Origin of the sequence: Vibrio sp. 10N.222.49.A3, from assembly GCF_041475145.1 — a bacterium.
GTDB classification, from domain to species: Bacteria; Pseudomonadota; Gammaproteobacteria; order Enterobacterales; family Vibrionaceae; genus Vibrio; species Vibrio tasmaniensis_A.
This window is the reverse complement of the sequence record NZ_JBFRVM010000090.1, coordinates 1-15,631: the sequence shown is the minus strand read 5'-3', so window position 1 is coordinate 15,631 and position 15,631 is coordinate 1. Positions and strand designations below refer to the sequence as shown.

General features: G+C 44.3%; 13 protein-coding genes and 1 pseudogene. 9 read left to right on the top strand and 5 right to left on the bottom strand.

Translation table 11 applies throughout. From position 1 onward, the window contains the following. Positions 1-8 precede the first annotated feature (8 nt). The 6 genes from prpF (at position 9) to AB4589_RS16630 (ending at position 6,617) form a co-directional block, all read left to right on the top strand. Complete coding sequence (gene prpF / locus AB4589_RS16655) at positions 9-1,181, top strand: 2-methylaconitate cis-trans isomerase PrpF (RefSeq protein ID WP_371727915.1); 1,173 nt, start codon at positions 9-11, stop codon at positions 1,179-1,181. Between the two features lie 118 nt (positions 1,182-1,299). After that, positions 1,300-3,204 carry a propionyl-CoA synthetase gene (locus AB4589_RS16650; RefSeq protein WP_372101193.1) on the top strand — a complete coding sequence of 635 codons (1,905 nt, stop codon included), beginning with the start codon at positions 1,300-1,302 and terminating at the stop codon, positions 3,202-3,204. Between the two features lie 147 nt (positions 3,205-3,351). Beyond that, positions 3,352-3,798, top strand: a complete 447-nt coding sequence (locus AB4589_RS16645) for a hypothetical protein (protein WP_371727912.1) — start codon at positions 3,352-3,354, stop codon at positions 3,796-3,798. Positions 3,799-4,035: 237 nt separating this feature from the next. Then, positions 4,036-4,437: a glycine zipper domain-containing protein gene (locus tag AB4589_RS16640; RefSeq protein WP_371727911.1), complete on the top strand. Its 402-nt coding sequence runs from the start codon at positions 4,036-4,038 to the stop codon at positions 4,435-4,437. 215 nt (positions 4,438-4,652) lie between these two features. Beyond that, entirely contained in the window at positions 4,653-5,132 is a 480-nt protein-coding gene (locus tag AB4589_RS16635; RefSeq protein WP_017069368.1) for a GNAT family N-acetyltransferase, read from the top strand. 72 nt (positions 5,133-5,204) lie between these two features. Next, positions 5,205-6,617 carry an NUDIX domain-containing protein gene (locus AB4589_RS16630; protein WP_372101191.1) on the top strand — a complete coding sequence of 471 codons (1,413 nt, stop codon included), beginning with the start codon at positions 5,205-5,207 and terminating at the stop codon, positions 6,615-6,617. Between the two features lie 102 nt (positions 6,618-6,719). Here the strand turns inward: AB4589_RS16630 and AB4589_RS16625 are convergent, their stop codons facing one another. After that, the gene (locus AB4589_RS16625) at positions 6,720-7,529 is read right to left on the bottom strand and encodes a Cof-type HAD-IIB family hydrolase (protein WP_372101189.1); all 810 of its coding nucleotides are present in this window, start codon (positions 7,527-7,529) and stop codon (positions 6,720-6,722) included. 203 nt (positions 7,530-7,732) lie between these two features. Here AB4589_RS16625 and queE point away from each other — a divergent pair, with 203 nt between their 5' ends. Then, complete coding sequence (gene queE, locus AB4589_RS16620; protein WP_372101187.1) at positions 7,733-8,383, top strand: 7-carboxy-7-deazaguanine synthase QueE; 651 nt, start codon at positions 7,733-7,735, stop codon at positions 8,381-8,383. 60 nt (positions 8,384-8,443) lie between these two features. After that, the gene (queC, locus tag AB4589_RS16615) at positions 8,444-9,139 is read left to right on the top strand and encodes a 7-cyano-7-deazaguanine synthase QueC (protein ID WP_372101185.1); all 696 of its coding nucleotides are present in this window, start codon (positions 8,444-8,446) and stop codon (positions 9,137-9,139) included. Here the strand turns inward: queC and AB4589_RS16610 are convergent. The 4 genes and pseudogenes from AB4589_RS16610 to AB4589_RS16595 all read right to left on the bottom strand — a co-directional run bounded on the left by AB4589_RS16610 (position 9,099) and on the right by AB4589_RS16595 (position 13,696). Beyond that, a pseudogene (locus tag AB4589_RS16610) lies at positions 9,099-11,131 on the bottom strand (diguanylate cyclase). The gene queC and the pseudogene AB4589_RS16610 sit on opposite strands and share 41 nt — an antisense overlap. 161 nt (positions 11,132-11,292) lie before the next feature. Next, positions 11,293-11,643 (bottom strand): DUF2750 domain-containing protein, encoded by a 351-nt coding sequence (locus AB4589_RS16605; RefSeq protein WP_372101183.1) that lies wholly within the window; start codon positions 11,641-11,643, stop codon positions 11,293-11,295. A 131-nt stretch (positions 11,644-11,774) separates the two neighbouring features. Continuing rightward, a complete protein-coding gene (locus tag AB4589_RS16600) occupies positions 11,775-12,389 on the bottom strand; it encodes an OmpA family protein (RefSeq protein ID WP_371709686.1) in 615 nt (204 codons plus the stop codon). Continuing rightward, the gene (locus tag AB4589_RS16595; protein ID WP_009846631.1) at positions 12,389-13,696 is read right to left on the bottom strand and encodes a TolC family outer membrane protein; all 1,308 of its coding nucleotides are present in this window, start codon (positions 13,694-13,696) and stop codon (positions 12,389-12,391) included. The genes AB4589_RS16600 and AB4589_RS16595 overlap by 1 nt, the downstream gene beginning before the upstream one ends. 400 nt (positions 13,697-14,096) lie before the next feature. On the opposite strand from AB4589_RS16595, the gene AB4589_RS16590 reads away from it, so the two are divergent. Next, the coding region (locus AB4589_RS16590; protein WP_372101181.1) for a Calx-beta domain-containing protein at positions 14,097-15,631 on the top strand (1,535 nt) is incomplete at its 3' end.

Below are 15,631 nucleotides of genomic sequence, written 5' to 3'. Positions count from 1 at the left end.
AGCTAGTTATGAACATCAAACAGATAAAAGTGCCTGCGACCTATATGCGAGGCGGGACGAGCAAAGGCATTTTCTTCAACCTAAGTGATTTGCCTGAATCAGCGCAAGTTGCTGGAGAGTCGAGAGATAAGTTGTTGCTGAGAGTAATTGGCAGTCCAGATCCTTATGGTAAACAAACAGATGGTATGGGTGGTGCAACTTCGAGTACCAGCAAAACTGTGATTGTTTCGAAGAGCAGCAAAGCTGATCACGATGTTGATTATCTCTTCGGTCAAGTTGCGATAGATAAGCCGTTCGTTGATTGGAGCGGTAACTGCGGTAATTTGTCTGCTGCAGTGGGCCCATTTGCTATTCATGGTGGATTGGTTAATTCGAATCGTATTCCAGAAAACGGCGTGGTCGAGGTGCGAGTGTGGCAAGTGAATATAGAAAAAACCATCATTGTTCACGTGCCTATCGTTAAAGGTGAAGTACAAGAGTTAGGTGATTTTGAACTCGATGGTGTCACTTTCCCCGCCGCTGAGATCCAAGTTGATTTTCTAGACCCCGCCGATGCGAGTGGCTCTATGTTCCCAACAGGGAATGTTGTCGATTTTTTAGATGTTCCCGATCTGGGTTGCATCAAAGCGACATACATTAATGCTGGGATACCCACCATTTTTGTTGATGCTGAATCGGTTGGTTACCAAGGCACTGAACTTCAATCAGATATCAATAGTGATACCAAAGCCTTGGCTCTGTTTGAATCCATACGAGCACATGGTGCAGTAGCGATGGGTCTTATCGATTCTTTAGAACAAGCTGAATCACGTCAACATACACCTAAAGTCGCGTTTGTTGCTAAGCCTCAAGCGTACCAAGCCTCCAGTGGTAAATCGGTTGCTGTCGAAGATACTGACCTTCTGGTGCGTGCTTTGTCTATGGGACAACTGCATCACGCCATGATGGGTACGGCAGCGGTCGCCATTGCTTCAGCGGCGAGTGTGCCAGGTACGTTAGTGAACTTGGCAGTCGGTGAGGGTTCCCGAGATTTTGTTACCTTTGGTCATCCATCAGGAACCTTAAAAGTGGGTGCTAAAGCTATTCAGACGGAAAGCGGGTGGAAAATAGAACGGGCAATTATGAGTCGTAGTGCCCGAGTGATCATGGAAGGTGCCATTCGAGTGCCTTTTCCTAAGTAAAGCGATTGTCGTGAACGGTTAAATGTTCACGAGCACAACGCTGAGAAAAGAGTGCAATCAAGTGCTACTGCCAAAAGCTAGGCGCTTGGACTAATGGATAAATCATGGAGGAGGCACTATGTCTGCTACGAATCGAATGAACAGAAAAACAGACTATATCACCGAGTATCAATGGGCTAGGGAAGACCCCAATTCGTTCTGGGAAACACAAGCACAAGCGATAGATTGGTTTGAACCACCAAAAACGATATTACAAACTGACGATAACGGTATTGAACGTTGGTTTCCTGATGGGGTGATGAACACCTGCTGGCTCGCGCTGGATTACCATTGTGAAAATGGGCGAGGTGGCAATACCGCGCTGATTTACGACTCTCCAGTTACAGGAACTCAATCCTCGTACACTTACAATCAATTGCGTGAACAAGTGGCTAAAGTCGCAGGTATGTTAGCCACGCAAGGCGTTACCAAAGGTGATCGTGTGGTGATCTACATGCCAATGATTCCTGAAGCTGCCATGGCAATGCTAGCCTGTGCACGACTAGGCGCGGTGCATTCGGTGGTGTTTGGTGGTTTTGCTCCTCATGAGCTTGCCGTTCGTATCGAAGATGCTGAACCGAAAGTGTTGATTACTGCATCCTGCGGTGTCGAGATAAATAAAGTTCTGCCATATAAGCCGATGGTCGACAGGGCGATCATGGACAGTCGTTGGAAGCCTGAGAAAGTCGTGGTATTCCAAAGAGAGCAGTCTCTAGCCGAATTGAACAACGAACGTGATGTACTTTGGCAACAAGCGTTTGAGGATGCTTTGCCTCACGTATGTGTGCCTGTTCTAGCGACTGACCCACTATATATCTTGTATACATCAGGGACGACGGGTAAGCCAAAAGGCGTGGTGCGCGATAATGGTGGTCATGCGGTTGCGATGAAATACTCGATGAGCACTATTTACGATATGCCGCAAGATGGTGTGTTTTGGGCAGCTTCTGATGTCGGTTGGGTAGTGGGGCATTCCTACATTGTGTATGCGCCATTGATTCATGGCTGTACGACCATTTTGTTTGAAGGCAAGCCAGTACGAACGCCAGATCCCGGCGCATTCTGGCGTGTGTGTGAAGAGTACAAGGTCGATGTATTGTTTTCTGCGCCAACAGCGTTTAGGGCAATCAAGAAAGAAGATCCCGAAGGCGAGTTGCTCACCAAGTATGATTTATCATCGCTCAAGTCGATTTTTATGGCTGGCGAGCGTTTAGACCCTCCAACATTGGATTGGGTTGAGTCTCATACCAATAAACCAGTTATCGATCATTGGTGGCAAACCGAAACAGGTTGGGCCATTTCCGCCAATCCAACAGGGTTAGAATCTTTACCAGTGAAAGCGGGCTCTTCCACTAAACCTGTTCCGGGTTACCAAGTGGAGATTCTCAATGAACTCGGTGAAGTAGCTCAGCCTAATCAACAAGGTTTTGTGGCTCTTAAACGCCCGTTGCCGCCTGGTTGCTTACCCACGGTATGGCGCAATCATGATCGGTTTGAATCGGGCTATTTGAGTCAGTTCCCGGGCTATTATGTTTCTGGGGACGGTGGCTATCTTGATGAAGATGGGTATCTATTTATCATGGGCCGTATCGACGATGTGATAAACGTAGCGGGACACCGTCTGTCGACGGGTGAAATGGAAGAGATCGTGGGTGGTCACCCAGCCATTGCAGAATGTGCGGTAGTCGGGATTCACGATGACTTAAAAGGGCAGCTACCTCTTGGTTTAGTTGTGCTGAAAGATGGCGTGAAAGTCGATGGCATTGAACTGCAAGCTGAGTTAGTGGGTAAGGTTCGTAACGAGATTGGGGCGGTTGCATGCTTTAAGCAAGCCTTGGTGGTTGAGAGACTGCCTAAGACGCGCTCGGGTAAGATCTTACGCAGAACCATCCGACAAATCGCAGAAGGCGAGCAATATGTGGTGCCTTCGACGATTGACGACCCTACCAGCTTAACTGAAATAGCTGAAAAGCTCGGCAAATAGACGTCGCAGTTTAGGTAATCTCACCTTCGGCTTGTTTATTAATGCATAACCCAGCGTGATGGTTTACCTAAACTCTACTTTATTCATCCGCTTATCCATTGCGCTTATTATGACCTCATTATGAATCCCACATATTGAGGTCTTTTTATGCGAGCGTACTTTTTGTTGATTGCTTTACTGATCAGTGGTGCTGCTAGTGCCAGTATTTCAAAGGATGAAGCGAGTCGAGTGTTGTTAGAACCTTTGAGTCACCCCAAGGTATTTAAGTGTGTGTCCAAGACTGGCGTCGATCTCTATCAAGCGGTTTTTGATATGGGCGTGGGATATGAAGCCGACCCGATCAACTCGAAGATGATCGTTAATTCAAGGAAAGGCCGCTACGAATATCAAATCTTAGGCGCGGTAAGGTCTGAAAGAGCCGGTGAAATTGTCGTGTTGACTCGTCATGTGGGAGACGGTGTCAAAGTAGCCGCTATGATTGATGACGAAAATGGCAAGATACTGGGGATCGGCGATAAAAATCATTATCGAGATTGCGGTGTTAGGCCACCCCCTAGTGCAGAAAATATGCAAAGCTTTTGGTCCAAAGGCTAAGAGCGACATCTGAAAGAGAAGAATTATAGAGAAGAACGATTGAGGCGACCTTATTGGTCGCCCTTTTTGTTTGTCAGGATAAAGCTAGCTCAAAGATATATATCAATAAGCACTTATACGATGGTTGAATGATACATAACTGAACATGATGTATCGTCTAAACGTGGCTTTATTTATCTCATTAACGGTTCTGCTTAAGATGGCTCTACTCCAAACGAAGAACTAAGCGAGACTCCTATGAAATTCACTAAACCTTTTCTTTTAGCGACACTGATTGTGACTCTTTCTGGTTGCGCATCACCAGCAATGGATAACGAAAATGAGAATGCTGCACGTAATCGTGGTGCTGTGGGTGGTGCTTTATTAGGAGCGACAGCAGGCGCTCTAACTGGAGATGCGAGCTTAGCCGCGAAGGGTGCTGCATTGGGTGGTGTGACTGGTGGTGTTGCTGGTTCAATGAAAGATACGGATGATGCAAGAAACGCACAACGAACCCAAGTTATTGCCGATGGTCTAGCGCAAGACAATCGCACCGATGCAGAAAAGCGAGTTGCTGAAGTAGAGGCTGAAATTAAGCTTATTGAACTAGAACAACAGCTTGCTGAACTCAAAGAAGAGAAAGAGGACAACGGTGCATAAAGCTACCGCTACAGCAAAAGCTACAACTAAAGCTAGAGCCTAGATATTCGTTTAATTGAAAATCATTCAAACAGAATGGCCACGTAATGTGGCCGTTTTTGTATCTAAAATACGCACTTCAAACAATGAATTAATTCAATAACTTGTATAGATACTCACGCCAAGTAAACTAGACTCAGTTTAGATATTAATTTGGTTTGAGAAGCGCAATAGTCATGAATGTCATCTTAAGGGCTGCAAAGCACACGGATTTGGAACAACTTAACGAGTTAATGTTCGATCTCCACCATCACCACCACCTTGCTAGCCCAGAGCACTTTAAAACGGCAGAAGAGATTGAGCAGGAAAAAAGCATTGCACGTTACTTGGATGATCCTGAATGCTTAGTTTATGTGGCATTAAAAGGTGAGCTCATTGTTGGCTTTATCTCCGGACATTTTTGTGAGCTTATCTCAACGGTGAGTAAACCGGTGCCGATGGGGAGTGTCGATGAACTGTTTGTCTTGCCTGATTATCGAAAAGAATCGATTGCTGAAAAGTTGTTTAGCAAAGTTGAAGCGACTTTTGATGATTATGGGGTTGAACAAGTCTTTGTAGAGGTTTGGGACTTTAATTCACCTGCCAAGGACTTCTATCAAAAAATGGGGTTTACTCCTCACATTCAATGGATGAGGAAGGCTTTGCACAAAACGTAGGCAGCGATTTTGTGCGTGTTTGATTACACTAGAGCAGTCTTTAACTTTTTCTCTTATTTTTAGGTAAACTCGTTGGCTATTCGATATTTATTAGTTTTCATATTATCTCTTTTGAGTACTACTTCCGCTTGGGCAAGCAACACTTTGCCCGATCATATCGCGGGCGCTTTGTGTGTAGTACGTGCTGATAACCAAATCGTGTTGGTTGATGAGTTGATCACAGGTCAATTGTCTCTACCGGGAGGCACTGTTGTTTCAGGTGAGCCGCCAGCAGTCGCGGCGCAACGAGAAACTTGGGAAGAGGCGGGCTTGTCCGTGACGGTCGGTGATGTACTGGGTTATACCGACAGTGCCGTCGTGTTTGATTGTATTTCTGACTCTGAAGTGATCAGTTACAAAGCTCGAAATGAGTTAGGTGGCTTTGAGCTACCAATCTGGTTTGCTCCTCATTATGGTGTGGAAGTCAGTCGCGCGATGTTATTACCACCTACGGAGTTGCAAGCCAATCAATACCGTTACCCAGAGCAATGGTCTGAGATTAACGAATTCTTCCTATCCGCGACAGATCAACCTGTGACGTATGTGACTGAGCTGGTGGGCGCGGCACCGAAAGTCCATCAAGTTGAATTAAATTGGATTGTGTCGCTTCAAAACGCGTTCGATAAGATGCCAAGCGTGTTTGCGAATACCGTGCTTTTAACTGACTCGTTAGCGAAGCCATGGATTTTCATCGTGATATTGCCGCTAATTGCTTGGCATTTTGGCCGTAACTTCGCGTTGAAGTTTGGCTTCACTTTGATCTCGGTGACATTGCTCACTTTAATCGCCCATCAAGGGTTTGGTTTTCCACGTCCGCATGCTTACTTGCCAACATTGAAGCTAGTGATGAGCAGTGGCTATAGCTTTCCAAGTTTATTGGCTGGCTTGTGGGTGAGTTTAACCTTGTTAGTCTTTTGGAAACTAAAGCGCCTCTTGGAGCAAAAATCGATTTTGATAGTGCTCGCGGGCCTACTGTGGATTATGTTATTTACGTCTTATTCAGGCAGTGCGTTCTTTAGTGATGTCTTAATGGGAGGCGTATTGGGCGCGTTAACGACTTGGCACATCGTGAGATTAGATGCGAAACCTGATGTTGATATTAGTGCCTTATTAAGCTCTAAAGGTGTCTGGTGGACATTGTGCTTACTGTCGATTGTTCTCACGGTGATATGGCCACTGCCAACATTCTCTTTCTGGGTAGCAATTTTGATGACGATTGCATGCTTAGTAACGTTAACGGATTCGAAGCCTTTGGTCGGCCAGTTCTCATTCAAGATTGTATTTGGAGTGATGGCAATGTTGTTAGCGGGGAATCTGCTGATTAGCTGGGCAGGAAGTTTCGTCTCATTCAGTGGCATCGCTTCATTTATCGTTGAGACCTTACGTTTCCCAATCTTGATTCTATTTGGTGTAGTGGCGTTTCGTCTGCCATGGAAAAGAGAGTAGGCGAACCGACTAATATAAAATCAAAAAAAGGCTGTGCAGTGCACAGCCTTTGTCATTTGTGAAACAAGCAAAAAGTAATCCTCACTCGAGCCTATTGACCGTTTACGAGTTGAAGATAAACTTTTCAATCGCAACGGCGACTCCGTGGTCGTCGTTGCTCGCTGTGATGTGATCCGCCAGTTTCTTGGTTTCTTCCATTGCGTTGTCCATTGCAATGCCAAGGCCAGCGAATTCAAGCATATGGTGGTCGTTTTCAGCATCACCCATACAGATCACTTCTTCCGCTGTAATGCTTAAGTGTTTCGCTATTGTTTCAATGCCGACACCCTTGTTTGATTTTGGGTTTAAGAACTCTAAGAAGAATGGTGCACTTTGCACGATAGTAAACTGAGTCTTAAGCTCTTGTGGCAACTTGCCGATGATTTCGGTCAGCTTACTTGGTTCTGCGACAATCATTGTTTTGATAATTTCATGGTCGTCTTCTAGTTGAGAAAAGTCGAACTCGGTAATCTCTAAGCCGTTAATACGCGCTTCAATAGCGGTGTACTCATTGTTTTCAGGTGTTATTAAGCCATGAACCTTGCTGAAGGCATGCACATAACCACCTAGCTCTTGTGCTAATGCAGCAATCTGTTTCGCGGCTTTACCATTGCTAATCTCGCTGTGAATGATCTCTTTTGTCGATACATTCTGAACCACAGAGCCGTTGTAGAAGAGTACAAAGTCATCTTCGCCGTTGATGGAAAGCTCGTCTAGCTTACTCTGCATGCCTTCTAAAGGGCGACCAGAAGCCAGAACCACTTTCACACCTGCAGCGCGAGCTTTAGCTATCGCGTCTTTGTTCTCTTGAGAAATCACTTTTTCACTGTTAAGTAGTGTGCCATCCATATCAAGAGCAATCAGTTTGTACATGTTGTTCCTTACCAAAAAATTAAAAGCTAACAAAATCTAATGGGCGAAAGGATAAGGGAACTTGAAAGCTCAGGCTAGGGCTTTGATCAACTCATTTATCAGTACTCATTTGTTTGACCAAAAGGGGCAAGTGCTTTAAGGTCTGCGGTTGATTAATTTCATCAAATGATTGAGCTGAGGGAAAGTTGTACAAGATTAATGAAATGTTTGAAACCATCCAGGGTGAGGGCGTATTTACCGGCGTTCCCGCTGTTTTTGTTCGACTGCAAATTTGCCCTGTAGGCTGTTCTTGGTGTGATACCAAACAGACTTGGGATGCGTTGCCGGAAGATGAAACCAGCCTTGGCGATATTATGGTTAAGACAGAGGATTCACCGGCTTGGTCTGCAATTGATGCGCAGGGAATCGTGAATGAATATATCAAGCAAGGTTACACCGCGAAGCACATTGTGATTACCGGTGGTGAGCCGTGCATCTATGATCTTGTCCCTCTTACTGAAGCATTTGAGCAGCACGGTTGTCGTTGTCAGATTGAGACCAGCGGAACATCGGAAGTAAAAGCCACACCAGACACTTGGGTTACGGTGTCACCAAAAGTCGCAATGAAAGCCAAGTTGGATATCCTTGATAGCGCACTCGTTCGTGCGAATGAAATCAAACACCCTGTTGGTACAGGTAAAGACATCGAGCAACTAGATGCTCTTATTGCTAGAGCCGATGTCCCTGAAAATACAGTCATTGCGCTTCAGCCGATTAGCCAAAAAGAACGCGCAACTCAGCTTTGTATTGATACCTGCATTGAGCGCAATTGGCGCTTATCAATCCAAACTCACAAATATTTGAGCATCGCATAGGTTGTATTTGTTTACTTGCCTATATAAGTCGCTAGTAGAAGATTCTCGTAAGGATTTAAGATGAAAAAAGCAGTTGTAGTATTCAGTGGTGGTCAAGACTCAACAACGTGTCTTGTTCAAGCATTAAAAGAGTATGATGAAGTTCATGCGATTACGTTTGATTATGGTCAGCGCCATAGACTCGAGATCGAAGTTGCTGAGTCATTGTCGAAAGAACTTGGTGTGAAAGCGCACAAAGTAATGGATGTGACTCTGTTGAATGAACTGGCTATTAGCTCTCTGACTCGTGACGATATTCCCGTCTCTCATGAGCTACAAGAGAATGGGCTACCGAATTCTTTCGTTCCCGGTCGTAATATTCTGTTCTTAACTTTGGCGGGTATTTACGCTTACCAAATCGGTGCAAATACCGTAATCACGGGTGTGTGTGAAACAGATTTTTCAGGCTACCCTGATTGTCGTAATGACTTTGTGAAAGCGATGAACTCTGCGCTTGTACAAGGTATGGATAAGCAGCTTGATATTAAAACACCGTTAATGTGGCTCAACAAAGCTGAAACATGGGCGTTGGCAGAGCAGTATTCAGCACTCGAACTTGTTAGAAACAAAACACTGACCTGCTACAACGGTATTATCGGCGATGGCTGCGGCGACTGTCCAGCGTGTGAACTACGCAAAATAGGCCTTAGCGATTACCTAGGTGATCGCCAAGGTATTATGGCTGAATTGATTCGCAAGCAGGGTGAGAATAAATAACCTCATGAGTCAATAGGTTCGTTATAAGCATCAATGATGCAGTTTCGGCCGTTGCTCTTTGCTTGATACAGCGCCTGGTCAAGCACTGAATACAAGTCATCAAAGTCACTTAATGCGTTTGAGGTTGCTAAATAAGCAAAGCTCGCGGTTACATTAAGTGGCTTTTTGTTTTCTGATAAGAAGACTGCACTCGAAATGGCATAATGTAACTCCTCTACACGCTCTTGTACTTCAGCTGGTTTTGTATCAGTAAGCACGATCAGAAATTCTTCGCCGCCTAAACGCCCGAACAGCTCACCTTTAATTAAATGTTGTCTTATTTGATGACTTATATGAACGAGCGCTCTATCACCAGTAGGGTGGCCATATTGGTCATTAATTTTCTTGAATTTATCTAGATCGAGTAAAACGAGAACATGTTGTTTTTCTGTTCCTTTACAGGCTTTGATACGCTTGACTCTTCGTATTATCTCGGTGCGACTATACGCCTTTGTCATGGCATCGATTGCTGCTTTCGCACGAATGGCTTTGTTTGTGAAGATCATAAAGCTAGCCGCACACAGCAATAGAATAACAATGATGTTATACACCATCCTTTGATGTTCCATCTTTTCGATTTGAAGTCGGTCTAAATTTGCTTGATGTCTCAGGAAAGAACTCTCTAGTTCTTTTTCGTACCTAGCATGAGCTAGATCTAGTGCTTCAAAAGCCAACCTGTTATCTATATCTCGGGTTTCGAACTGTATTAATGTGTATCGCTGATAGAAATAGAAAGCTTGCTTGTAATCGCTGAGAGTTTGATAAATATCAGAAAGTTGAAGTAGTGCTTGAGCTGTGTATTTGTGTCTTGTGACTTGTTCGGATAGCTCCAAAGCTTGTTGTGCATAATTGAGCGCTTCCGTTTTAAGTTTTTGGTCTTCGAACATATCGCTGATTGCCAAGAAAGCGTTGATTCGAATGACATCGTTGTTTAGCTTGCTTGAAGCCGACAGAGACTCTACTAAGTAGTCTCTCGCCAAATCATAGTTCTTCGTCTGCGTGTATGCTTTTCCTAAACCAAGAGTTGTTAGCGCAATACCGTAGCTATGAGATGATGTAGTCAACAGTGCTTTTGCTTTTTGAAAGTGATTAATTGCTAGGTCACTTTGTCCTTGATTAAGGTAAAGATCTGCAAGGCTATGATGAACTTGTGCTTTCATCAAATCAGAAGCATCCGATCTCAGAGCGAGTGCTTCTATGAGGTACTCTGCCGATTTATCATATTGCTTTAACTCTTTGAGCAAATTACCCACATCGTTATAGATCCCCGAAATATCGTGTCCTTGTGGGAACACGCTTATCAGTGATAGGTAAGTATCTAGTGCGGCTTGATAGTCGCTGCGGAAATGGTGATTGTTAGCGATCACTCGATAAGTGCCAAATTTTGGTAATACAGGGTCAGCAATGTCATGCAAATCCGACTGAAGTGCAGAACAATAATAGTTCGCTTGATGGTATTTAGCTTGCTCATTGAGAGAACGACATAATTGGTATTTTAATAATGCTCTACCTGTAACATCGTTGATTGATTGCATTTTTACTAATATGGACAAAAAGCCTTGCTGAGCTTCTTTGTACTGACCTTGTCCATCATTTACTAGGGCGTTAATAAACGCTTGTTCTATTGCTTGGTAGTCACTGTCGTTTGAAGCGATTCCATAAAACGGTTGATCGCGCTGGCTCATGTATTGATATAGCAGTGCCGATAGGTAGAGCTTATCCCCGTAGGTTGTTGAGCTAGTGTAGCGTGTTTGCAGCATGTTCAATGCGCGCGAAGGGGAATGAGTTAGAGTCGACAGATAGAAGTGCGTTCCAATCAGCATTTGGAGTTGTGTGGGGAGCTAATGCCGAGGAGCTAATTGTTGGATAAGATTCATGATCCAATGTTGATGCTTGGCTAAAAGAATAAAGATTGATGAAAAGCAAAAAGGCAATGAAAATGAAGTGAATCACGAGATAATATCAATCAGATAAAGAACGATATTCTATTGTTAGTTTGATGTTGCTTCAATTTATTTGGTAGGTTGATGGTTTTTTATGTGAGGTAAATCTCTAATTCTCAATGGCTTATTATGGGTAACCGGTCGTACGCTATGTACGACCGATCTTGGAAGCTAGATGTATAATTTCGCTAGATCAGAAGGCTCTAGTTCTTTGCCTTCTAATGTTGCATTCCAGTTAGTACCAACAAGAACGCAATCTTCAGCTAGGGTCAGTAACCAATCTTCTACAAAGATATCTAGTGGGATTTCTAATACTTCGAAGTCTGCCCACTCTTCAACGTTGTGAGTCTGAGCGTCCTCTTTTGAAGACCAGAACGGCATCACTTCACTGTTTTCGAATTCACTTGAGTCACATGCTAGCCAACCTTCTTCGTTGCGAAGGCCCCATACCAGTTTAGTTTCTTGTGTTTCAGAAACGAAAAGTTCTAGATTTGCTTGAGTATCAGCGGTTAGTTTGCTCATGAATAATTTCTCTATGTTGATAACAAGACAAGATTAACATTATACAAGGGGTAGGTATATGGCGATCAAGGAATTATAAGGATACTGAAACGCTTACCAAACGTTTCAGTATGGTTTGAGTGCGGTAGAATCTATTTGCCGATTTTAGTAAATATATGCCACTCTTCTTTGATGTTGCCTTTAAAACCAACAACAGAGGCTACGACTTTTCTGTTCAATGCATGATTAGTTTCAGTGTCATTATCACGGAAGCCTGCATCTCCGTACCCTACGGTATAGACCCTTGATGGCGGGATACCATTGCTGATGAGCGCACGTCTTACATTGACGGCACGCTCTTCTGAGAGTTTGAGATTGTATTTGGCATTACCTACTTTACTAGCATAACCTTGCAATTGAATACTTGTGTTTTCGTAACGCTTTAGAAACGCAGCCATTTGACGAATTTGGCTCAGAAACACAGGTTTAATTTCTGCAGAGTCATTGGCAAATAAAATATGAAGATCTTTTTCTTCGCTAGACTCGAAATACGAGCCACAGCCATCATTATCTATTTCAGCGCCTATTTGTGTGTCTATACATAAATCGCGAGCGTTGATAACACCATCATTATCATCATCTTCGAGATCATAACTTTGTGTGGTGCTAGGAAGAGCACGATAAGTGAATTCATCATTTGTTTCAGCCATGATGTTGGCAGAAGCAACCACGAAGCATAGTGGGAGTATAGTTTTGAGAAGCTTCATTAATATTCTACCTTTTCATTCCATTCTTGTGGAGTCTCTACACGTAACCCTGTTAATAGATTACCTGTCGCATTCATGACTCTATACTTTGCGTATTGTACATCGTACTTAGCGTCTAAAAATCCCTTACGTGCTTCGAAGAGTTCATTTTCAGTGTTAAGTAGATCGAGAAGGGTACGCTTACCAATTCGGTATTGTTTTTCATAAGAGATAACGGTGTCAGAAGCCGAGTCTACGTGATCCGACAAGAAATCTTTCTGCTGAACGGTTAAGTCAAGAGCGCTCCATGAAAGGCGTAAGCTTTCTTCTACATTGCGGTAAGTACTCTCACGTAGGTCTTTTGCTTTGTTGAGTTGATAAGCGGCACTTTCGGCACGGTCTTGATCGGCCCCACCGTTATAGAGATTGTACTTTAAGCGGAGCATCGCAGAAAATTCATCGCTGTTGCCTTTCGTACCACCTGCATCATCGCGCCACCTTTGAGCGGCTTCAAAAGAAACAGTTGGGTAGTTGGTACTCTTAGACTGTTTGTACTGGAACTTCGCTGAATCTACATCAGCCTGTGCAATTTTGATAACCGGGTGTTGGTTAAAGGCTTTTGCCAAAGCACCGTCGATCGTATAAGGAATAGAGCCTGCATCAGCACGTGGGTATACCAAGCCTAGTGGGGCTTGGCCAACAAGGCGTTTGAATTGAGTATGGGCATCAAATAAATTATTTTGAGCTGCCAGCAAATTACCGTGCGCTTTTGCAATACGAGCTTCTACCTGAGACATGTCTGCCGTAGATCCAATGCCTGAATCAACTCGTTTCTTGATATCTATATAGATATTTTTGTGCGTCGCCAGATTGTTTTCAGAAAGTGTAAGCACTTCATAAGCTTTAACTGAATCAAGATAGACTTTGGTTACTTGCAGTGCAATATCTTGAGCGCTAGATAGCAATTGATAACGGACAGACTCTGCATCAGCAGCGGTACGATCAATGTCGTTAGAAGTATTCGCGCCATCCCAAATGAGTTGTGTCAACGTAATTGCTGCTTCTTTACGCGTTAGATCTGTTGAGCTCGAATTCGTCGCCAAATCCGTATATTCGTAACCAATGCCACCGTCTAAATCTATACTCGGGCGGTAAGCTCCACCAGAAGCATCGTTAAGGTAACGTTGACTAACGTACTGGTTATATGCCGCTTTGATTTCAGGGTTACTTTCTAAAGTAAACGCGACGGCTTGCTCTAAGGTTTGCGCGCTAGCCGGTAAACTGAGTGCAATAGCCAACCCTAATGTAGTCGTTTTAATCCAGTTCAATTTCAATCTCCCAAAAATGGAGTATCACCTAAGTTTGTCGCTTTTAAGCTTGAATATATCAAATTTAGATGAACCGCCAAAAAAATAACGAATGCCCGATGAGCATTCGTAAATGGTTGTAAAGTTGTTAACCGATCATCGTACAGTTTAAGTCGATTTTGAGTACTTAAATTTGATTTGAGTGTTTGGGTTATCTTTCCCTAAGACAATAACTTATATGGAAGTTTTCGTCATCTTAATTATCACTCAGTGACCGTTATCATTCGTTTACATTGTAAGTTATTAAACATGCAATTCATAGCTAGGAATTATATGACATTAGATGTTATATTGTCACTAGATTATAAAATTGATGTCACTATTTTGACGTCGCAAACAGAAAATGAGCTTAGGGATTTATATGGACATGACAGTATTGAATGCGAGCGGTGCATTAGCATTAGGTCAACGCATTGTTATTTCGATAGATGGCACAATCAAGGTCCTAGAAGACGGCCAGCCATTACAAGCTGGGGATGTCGTTTTAGAATCCCAAAATGCAAATTCTGAATCTCAGATTTCAGTTAAGCGCTTTACGCCACAAGGAAAAGATGGCGATGAAGTCGATCTTGACCAAGATATTGAAAATATTTTTGCCGCTTTAGAAGAAGGGCAAGATCCTACAGAGTTAGGCGAAGAGTTCGCAACTGCAGCAGGTGTACGTGGATCGAGCTTAGTGAGCAGCGGGACAATTGAGCGTGATGGTGACGAAACCATCCCAGTTACCGAATTTGTAACAACAGGTTTCGAAGGCTTGGGTTTGTCTCGAACTCAAAGCTTGAGCTTGCTTGATCTGTTCCGATCAGTTGAAGTTGAGCCAACCGTAACTATTGAAGACAGCCAAATTATTAATGAAGGCTCAACAGCAATTTTCGAAGTAAGTCTAAGTAAAGCTGCGTCAGGCGATGTGAGCGTTACGCTAGAGACGTTATACGGAACGGCAACAGCGGACGACATCACAAGTGTTGTTGTGAAAGATGCCGCGGGTAACGTAGTGACACCAAACGCTGACGGTTCTTACACCGTGCCAGCGGGTGAAACTAAGTTAGTTGTTGAAGTCGCGACCAAAGACGACGGTACGTACGAAGGCGATGAGAAACTGAGCCTGAAAGTGACGGGTGCAACCGGCGTCACGGGTACGGGTACGGGTGAGCTAACCATTAAAGATGATGGCACCGGTCCTGTAGACCCAACCGATCCTACTCCGCCAGTGAATCCAGATGATCGCCCAAGTGTGAGCATCGAAGACAGCAAAGTTATTAACGAAGGTTCAACCGCGAGCTTCGATGTCAGCTTAAGCAAAGCTGCATCCATCGACGTCAGCGTAACGCTAGAAACCCTTTACGGCACAGCAACAGCGGACGACATCAACAGCGTTGTTGTGAAAGATGCCGCTGGTAACGTAGTGACACCGAACGCTGATGGCTCTTACACGGTGAAAGCGGGTGAAACCCAGCTGACTGTCGAAGTGGCGACCCAAGACGACGCGACGTACGAAGGCGACGAGAAACTGAGCCTGAAAGTGACGGGCGTGACGGGCGTTAACGGCACGGACACCAGTGACTTAACCATCACCGATGACGGCACCGGCCCGGTCGACCCAGGCACTCCAAACCCAGACGATCGCCCATCGGTGAGCATCGAAGACAGCAAGAGCATCAATGAAGGCTCAACGGCGAGCTTTGGCGTGACGTTGACCAAAGCGGCAGCGGTGGATGTGACGGTTGATATTGACACGCTTTACGGCACCGCGACGGCAGAGGACATCACGAGCATCGTGGTGAAAGACTCGGCAGGCCAGGTTGTGACGGCGAACGCAGATGGCTCTTACACGGTGAAAGCGGGTGAAACCCAACTGACTGTCGAAGTGGCGACCAAAGACGACGCGACGTACGA

What these genes read in the sequence shown, in the direction of transcription:
- prpF (WP_371727915.1), top strand. Translation starts at nt 9, where the DNA reads ATGAACATCAAACAGATAAAAGTGCCTGCGACCTATATGCGAGGCGGG.
- AB4589_RS16650 (WP_372101193.1), top strand. Translation starts at nt 1,300, where the DNA reads ATGTCTGCTACGAATCGAATGAACAGAAAAACAGACTATATCACCGAG.
- AB4589_RS16645 (WP_371727912.1), top strand. Translation starts at nt 3,352, where the DNA reads ATGCGAGCGTACTTTTTGTTGATTGCTTTACTGATCAGTGGTGCTGCT.
- AB4589_RS16640 (WP_371727911.1), top strand. Translation starts at nt 4,036, where the DNA reads ATGAAATTCACTAAACCTTTTCTTTTAGCGACACTGATTGTGACTCTT.
- AB4589_RS16635 (WP_017069368.1), top strand. Translation starts at nt 4,653, where the DNA reads ATGAATGTCATCTTAAGGGCTGCAAAGCACACGGATTTGGAACAACTT.
- AB4589_RS16625 (WP_372101189.1), bottom strand. Translation starts at nt 7,529, where the DNA reads ATGTACAAACTGATTGCTCTTGATATGGATGGCACACTACTTAACAGT.
- queE (WP_372101187.1), top strand. Translation starts at nt 7,733, where the DNA reads ATGTTTGAAACCATCCAGGGTGAGGGCGTATTTACCGGCGTTCCCGCT.
- queC (WP_372101185.1), top strand. Translation starts at nt 8,444, where the DNA reads ATGAAAAAAGCAGTTGTAGTATTCAGTGGTGGTCAAGACTCAACAACG.
- AB4589_RS16605 (WP_372101183.1), bottom strand. Translation starts at nt 11,643, where the DNA reads ATGAGCAAACTAACCGCTGATACTCAAGCAAATCTAGAACTTTTCGTT.
- AB4589_RS16600 (WP_371709686.1), bottom strand. Translation starts at nt 12,389, where the DNA reads ATGAAGCTTCTCAAAACTATACTCCCACTATGCTTCGTGGTTGCTTCT.